The sequence below is a fragment of the Endozoicomonas sp. genome, assembly GCF_051008435.1.
Classification (GTDB): Bacteria; Pseudomonadota; Gammaproteobacteria; order Pseudomonadales; family Endozoicomonadaceae; genus Endozoicomonas_A.
Map to the genome: position 1 here is coordinate 1 of NZ_JBPCXO010000040.1, position 1,170 is coordinate 1,170.

The window sequence follows — 1,170 nt, forward strand, 5'->3', positions numbered from 1 at the left end:
TAAACTCAAGTCATTTGTTTACGAAAAGGTTGAACTTGGTTTCTATCAAGGCTCCGAAGTCTTCAACGTCACTGTTATTCCCCGTAAGAATGGACAGGCTATATGTTCAGGCTGCCAAAAGCCTGCACCCGGATATGATCGCCTGAAAGAACGACGGTTTGAGTTCATCCCGTTGTGGGGGATCAGGGTCTTCCTGCTTTATAGAATGCGGCGAGTAGATTGCCAGTCCTGTGGTGTGACTGTTGAGCAAGTTCCGTGGGCTGACGGTAAAAAAGAGCTAACCAAAGCCTATATGCAGTTCCTGGCATTCTGGGCTAAAAAACTATCTTGGAAAGAAGTCGCTACAACCTTCAACACCTCTTGGGAGAAAGTATTTAATTCTGTTGAGTATATTGTTGAATGGGGTAAAACACATCGTTCCCTTGATAATGTGAAAGCTATTGGTGTTGATGAAGTTGCCTACCAGGTCGGTCACAAATATCTCACGGTGGTTTACCAAATAGACAGGGGCTGCACTCGATTGCTGTGGATTGGCCAAAAGCGCACGGAGGCGACTATTCGATCATTTTTCGAATTCTTTGGTGCCGAACGAAATCAGCAGCTGGAGTACGTTTGCTCTGATATGTGGAAACCTTACGTGAAGGCCATTGCCGAATTTGCGGGACAAGCTCTTCACATTCTGGATCGATTCCATATTGTTGCGATGCTGAACAAAGCCATTGCTGAAGTCAGGGCTTCAGAGCACAAGCAACTGCAGGCTGATGGTTACGAACCTGTTCTGAAAAAGATGCGCTGGTGCCTTCTAAAACGTAAGGAGAATCTGACAGAGAAAGAAGAGATCAAGCTAAACACGGTGCTGCAGTACAACTTGAAAAGTGTCAGGTCGTACATACTCAGAGAAGAGTTTCAGATCTTCTGGGATTACGTCTCGCCTTACTGGGCTGGAGAATACCTCGACCGGTGGTGTACAAGAGTCATGAGATCCAGGATTGAGCCAATGAAGAAAGTAGCTAAAACGGTTCGACGACATAAACCGCTTATCCTGAACTGGTTCAAGGCAAAAAAGGCGTATTCCAGCGGTATTGTTGAGGGCCTGAATACCAAAATAAAACTCACTACGAGAAAATCATACGGCTTCAGAACCTACAGATGTGCAGAAATTGCTTTATA

Annotated in this window: 1 protein-coding gene; it reads left to right on the forward strand. The window is 45.3% G+C overall.

Annotation, left to right across the window (positions count from 1 at the left end):
• Nucleotides 1-1,170, forward strand: a 1,170-nt coding sequence (locus ACR2PX_RS01800) for an ISL3 family transposase (RefSeq protein WP_433997646.1), incomplete at both ends; no start/stop codon positions are given.